The organism is Bradyrhizobium sp. (assembly GCF_016462955.1).
Classification (GTDB): Bacteria; Pseudomonadota; Alphaproteobacteria; order Rhizobiales; family Xanthobacteraceae; genus Bradyrhizobium.
Map to the genome: position 1 here is coordinate 1 of NZ_JAEMSD010000455.1, position 5,565 is coordinate 5,565.

Annotated in this window: 4 protein-coding genes and 1 pseudogene; 4 read left to right on the plus strand and 1 reads right to left on the minus strand. The window is 64.9% G+C overall.

The features are described 5' to 3' along the window. Nucleotides 1–277, plus strand: a pseudogene (locus JHD07_RS31470) (ABC transporter ATP-binding protein); the annotation flags it as partial. Between the two features lie 175 nt (nucleotides 278–452). On the opposite strand, the gene JHD07_RS31475 reads toward JHD07_RS31470, so the two are convergent. Beyond that, nucleotides 453–1,781, minus strand: coding sequence for a dicarboxylate/amino acid:cation symporter (locus JHD07_RS31475; RefSeq protein ID WP_291629237.1), 1,329 nt, complete (start codon nucleotides 1,779–1,781; stop codon nucleotides 453–455). A gap of 433 nt (nucleotides 1,782–2,214) precedes the next feature. On the opposite strand from JHD07_RS31475, the gene JHD07_RS31480 reads away from it, so the two are divergent. The 3 genes from JHD07_RS31480 to JHD07_RS31490 all read left to right on the plus strand — a co-directional run. Then, the gene (locus JHD07_RS31480) at nucleotides 2,215–3,051 is read left to right on the plus strand and encodes an SDR family oxidoreductase (RefSeq protein WP_291629239.1); all 837 of its coding nucleotides are present in this window, start codon (nucleotides 2,215–2,217) and stop codon (nucleotides 3,049–3,051) included. A gap of 131 nt (nucleotides 3,052–3,182) precedes the next feature. Beyond that, a complete protein-coding gene (locus JHD07_RS31485) occupies nucleotides 3,183–4,982 on the plus strand; it encodes a cation:proton antiporter (protein WP_291629241.1) in 1,800 nt (599 codons plus the stop codon). Between the two features lie 61 nt (nucleotides 4,983–5,043). Then, nucleotides 5,044–5,565, plus strand: a 522-nt coding sequence (locus tag JHD07_RS31490) for a Sir2 family NAD-dependent protein deacetylase (RefSeq protein WP_291629243.1), incomplete at its 3' end; no start/stop codon positions are given.

A 5,565-nucleotide genomic window follows, 5' to 3' on the forward strand; every position in this document is an offset into this window, starting at 1 on the left:
GTTCATGTTTCGCGCCGATGCTGCCTTGCAGATCGTCGGAAGCCTGAGCGGCGGGGAGTTGTTTCGTGCAGGCCTTGCTTGTGTGCTTGGCGGGGTGACTCCGCCATCCCTGCTGATCCTCGACGAGCCGACCAACCATCTGGACCTCGAGTCCATCGAAGCCGTCGAGGCCGGCCTGAAGGCCTATGACGGCGCGCTGCTTGTCGTCAGTCATGACGAGGCATTCCTGCAGGCAATCGGGATCACGCGGCAGCTCGATCTCCCCCGGCGGACGTGAGTCGAAAGGCACATCGTTCGAATAGCAAAAGCTCGACGCCCAGCCCCAGCGTGTCGGGTAGACAAGAATGGAGTATGAATCCGTGATCGCGGTGCCGCTGCTGTGACGCTTATCCCCTGATTTTTCCACTCCGGGAAACTGCCGCGTCAGAAATTGAACTTCGCCTGCCTTCGATCTACCCGCCACCGCCCGGCTCCAGCGCCTCGCCCATCTCCAGCGGATGGGCCATGGTCTCGTGCAGGGCTTCACGGTTGAGCTCGCCTTCGGAGATGCTGATGACGACGCAGGCGACGCCGTTGCCGATCAGATTGGTCAGCGCGCGGCACTCGCTCATAAACTTGTCGATGCCGACCAGGATCGCGATCGACTGGATCGGAATGTCAGGTACGATCGAGAGCGTTGCCGCGAGCGTGATGAAGCCGGCGCCGGTGACGCCCGAGGCGCCCTTCGAGGTGATCATGGCGATGCCCAGAATGCCGAGCTCCTGCCAGATGGTCAGATGCGTGTTGGTTGCCTGCGCCAAGAACAAGGTCGCCAGCGTCATGTAGATGTTGGTGCCGTCGAGATTGAAGCTGTACCCCGTCGGAATGACGAGGCCGACGACCGAGCGCGAGGCGCCGAGATGCTCCATTTTCTGGATCATCTGCGGCAGCACCGTCTCGGAGGAGGACGTGCCGAGCACGATCAGCAGCTCGTCCTTGATGTAGGCGATGAAGCGCAGGATCGAGAAGCCGGCGAGGCGAGCGATCGCACCCAGCACGACCAGCACGAACAGGATGCTGGTGAGATAGAACGTGCCGATCAGCGCCGCGAGGTTGAGCAGCGAGCCGAGGCCGTAAGCGCCGACGGTGAACGCCATCGCGCCGAAGGCGCCGATTGGCGCGACGCGCACGATGATGCGGATGATGCCGAAGAACATCTTCGCGGCCGTGTCGATCGCATTCGCAATGGGCTCGCCCGCCTTGCCGAGGAAGGCGATGGCGAAGCCGGACAGGATCGAGATCAGCAGTACCTGCAAAAGGTCGCCGCGGGCGATCGCGCCGACATAGCTGTCCGGAATGATCGCCATCAGATGGGCGACGATGCCGTCTTCGTGGGCCTTGTTGACGTATGAAGCCACCGATTTCGGATCGATGGTGGCTGGATCGATGTTGAATCCGCGTCCGGGCTGCAGCACCTCGCCGACCAGAAGGCCGACCGCGAGCGCGACGGTCGAGACCGTCTCGAAATAGATCAGCGACTTCAGCCCGACCCGGCCGACGCGCTTGAGGTCGCCCATCGAGGAGATGCCGTGCACCACGGTGCAGAAGATCACCGGGGCGATCATCATCTTGATCAGCGCGATGAAGCCGTCGCCGAGCGGCTTCAGGGCCTTGCCGAGATCGGGATAGAAATAGCCGATGAGCACGCCGACTGCGATCGCGATCAGCACCTGGACGTAAAGGATCTTGTACCAGGGCTGGTGCCGGCGGCGAATGGCTGGCTGGATCGCGATTTGTGTCATGGAGTTTGCCCCGGAACGCATTGATCATGCATGATCTGAATAATGCATGACTTGCATCATGTGATGGCCGCCGCTGAAGCGACAATCACATTTTTGTCTGTTTGCACGAAGATCGCTCGCTAAGCCGCATGCGCGCTTGTTGTCGATCGCGGCCACCACGGGCACGGCCGGCGGCGGCAGGCTCTGGATGGGGCAGGCTCGCGGCCGTTCCGATAATCGGAGTGCCTGCCTTTGCAGCCCAGGCATGCGGCGCCGCCGGCCGATCCTCAACGACCGGCGGATGTGTCGAGTGCCTTGTGACCGGCCTCGCCTTGGCCGATCGATTCCTCCCAGCTACCGGCCGCACCGGGTCCAGGAATGCGCGTAGCGTATGCACAACCGGGTGGAATAAAACGCCGGTTCCATCCATGATGATGCATCCCGGAGAGAACATATGCCGCAAACCGAACGCTCGACCTCCTTTCCCTCGCGCCTCGTCGGCCAATACGCGCTGGTGACCGGTGCTTCGCAAGGCATTGGCCGCGCCGTCGCCGTCCGGCTCGCCCAGGAAGGCGCGACGGTCGCCGTCAATTATTTCGGCAGCGCCGAGGGCGCCGAGGAGACGCTCGCGCTGGCGCTGGCGGCATCGAGCGACCGTGGCCATGGCAAGCCCGACCATGTCATGGTCAAGGCCGATGTCGGCAACGAGCAGGACATCGCCGCGATGTTCGAGACGATCCTGGCGCGCTGGAAGCGCCTCGACTGTCTCGTCAACAATGCCGGCTTTCAGCGGGAATCGCCGAGCGAAGCCCTGGACATCGAGACCTATCGCCGGATCATCGACGTGAACCTGAACGGCGCCGTGCTCTGTGCGCAGAAGGCGCTCGCCCATTTCGTCGCGCGTGGCGGAGGCGGCAGCATCATCAACTGCTCGAGCATCCATCAAATCGTTCCGAAGCCCGGCTATCTCGCCTACTCCATCAGCAAGAGCGGCATGGCCGGCCTGACCCGCACGCTGGCGCTGGAATTCGCCGGTCGAGGTATCCGCGTCAACGCGGTCGGTCCCGGCGCGATCGACACGCCCATCAACGCGGCCTGGACCGGCGATCCCGAAAAGCGCGGTGTCGTCACCAGCCACATTCCGCTCGGCCGTGTCGGTACGCCGGAGGAGATCGCCGCCGTGTTCGCCTTCCTCGCCTCCGAGGATGCGAGCTACATCACCGGGCAGACCATCTACGCCTGCGGAGGTGTGACGCTGTTTCCCGAGTTCCGGGAGAACTGGGCGAGCTGAACTTCGGCGCCGGGCTCGGCGTGCGTCGCGCCGGGACGAACCAGGCGCGGGTTGGGGACTGCGACGCCGTGTGCTATCGACCCCCCGGGCGGAGCTGCCACTTTTGGCAGACGCCGACACGCGGCGGGCTCGTGACCACGACCATCAACATCAATGCCTATAGCGACGCGCTGGTGGTCCTTGCGACTGCCGGCGTCGTGGTGCCCATCGTACGCCATTGGGGCATCAATCCGGTGCTGGGCTATCTCGGTGCCGGCGCCATTCTCGGTCCGCTCGGGCTCGGCTCGCTCGTGCAGCAACTGCCGTTCCTGTACTGGTTCACGGTGACGGACGCGCACAACGTCGAGGGGATCGCCAATCTCGGCATCGTCTTCCTGCTGTTCCTGATCGGGCTCGAATTGTCTTTCCGGCGCCTCGTCACGATGCGGCGCCTGGTGTTCGGGCTTGGCGGCCTGCAGGTGGTGACGACGTCCGCCTTGATATTCGGCGCAGCGCTTCTGTCCGGGCAAAACTCCGATGCTGCGGTCATCCTCGGCGCGAGCCTTGCGCTCTCCTCGACGGCGATCGTGCTCGAGCTTCTCTCCAGCGAGAGGCGGCTTGCGACAACGGCCGGGCGCGCCAGCTTCTCGGTGCTGCTGGCGCAGGATCTTGCGGTCGTCCCGATTCTCGTCTTCGTCTCGGTGCTCGGCGCAGACAGCGGCGGCTCGGTCGTGGCGCATATCTCCAGTGCGGTCCTGAAGGCGGTCGTGGCAGTCGTTGCCCTGATTCTGATCGGGCGGCTGTTGATGCGTCCGCTGTTCCAGATGGTTGCGGGCACCCATTCGACGGAGTTGTTCGTCGCAGCGACCCTGTTCGTCATCGTGGGCGCGGGGCTCGCGGCCCACCAGGCGGGCCTGTCGATGGCGCTCGGCGCCTTCGTTGCAGGACTGATGCTGGCGGAAACAGAATACGGCAAGGCCATCGAGGCCACCGTCGAGCCGTTCAAGGGCCTGCTGCTGGGCATCTTCTTCTTCACCGTCGGGATGGCCATCGACGTCCGCGTGTTTCTGCGCGAGCCCGTCTGGCTGCTGGCTGCCGTCGTCGGCATTCTCGTCGGCAAGGCGATCGTGCTCATCATCCTGGGTCGCCTCTTCAGGCTCTCATGGCCGGCGGCAATCGAGATCGGCTTCCTGCTGGGCCCCGTCGGCGAATTCGCCTTCGTCAGCATCGGAATGGCCGCGGCCGGGGGCATGATCGAGCCCGGCGTGTCGGGCTTTGCGGTGGCCGTCACCGCCGTGACGATGGCGTTGACACCGCTTCTGGGCATGCTCGGGCGACGATTGGCCGCCAAGTTGAGCAGCGAACGCACACCAGATCCCGAACTCGCGGCTCGGCCGCCCGGCGACCGGGCACAAGCCATCGTCGTCGGCTATGGCCGTGTTGGCAAGGTGGTCTGCTCGCTGCTGACCGGCCATGGCCTGAATTACATCGCGGTCGATCACGAGGCCGTCGGCGTGGCGCGCGACCGCCGCGACGGTCACAAGGTCTATTTCGGCGATGCGACGGAGCCGGGCTTCCTCGAAGCTTGCGGCCTGATGCAAACGACCGGCGTGATCATCACCATCCAGTCGCGGCCGGCGATCGATGCGATCGTCGAGCGGATCCGGGCGGTGCGGCCGGATGTGCTGATCGTGTCGCGCGCGCGGGACGCCGATCATGCCCGCCACCTCTACGCGATCGGGGCAACCGATGCGGTGCCGGAAACCATCGAAGCGAGCCTGCAGCTCTCGGAAGCAGCGCTGGTCGGTCTCGGCGTTGCGGTCGGGCATGCGATCGCCTCGGTGCACGAGAAGCGGGACGAGTTCCGGCTGACGCTGCAGCAGGCCGCGCGGAGCGCGGGACAAGAGCAAGCTCGTCCGCTCGATCTCACGGGACGGCGGTCTCCGCGCTAGGCATGCGCCGGCGATTGTCGTCATCTGGCAAAACGGGCCGGCGCGAACTACATCATGCGCCATGACGAACGCCCCTCCGGCAACATCCCCGCTCGAAGAGTTCATCGGCCGGCACGAACGCCTGTTCGTGCTGACCGGCGCCGGCTGCAGCACCAACTCCGGGATTCCCGATTATCGCGACAGTCACGGCAACTGGAAACGGACCCCGCCGGTCAATTTCCAGGCGTTCATGTCGGACGAGCAGACGCGCCGGCGCTATTGGGCGCGCAGCCTGATCGGCTGGCGGCGGTTCGGCCAGGCGCGGCCGAACGATGCGCATCACGCGTTGGCCCGGCTCGAGGCGAACGGGCGGTGCGGGATGTTGCTGACTCAGAACGTCGACCGGCTGCATCAGTCGGCCGGCCACCGGCAGGTGATCGACCTGCATGGCCGGCTCGATCTGGTCCGCTGCATGGGCTGCGGGGCGAAGATGCCACGCGATGCGTTTCAGCACGAACTTGGCCGCGCCAATGCGCAGTGGCTGACGCTCGATGCCGCTGATGCGCCCGATGGCGACGCCGATCTGGAGCACGAGGATTTTTCG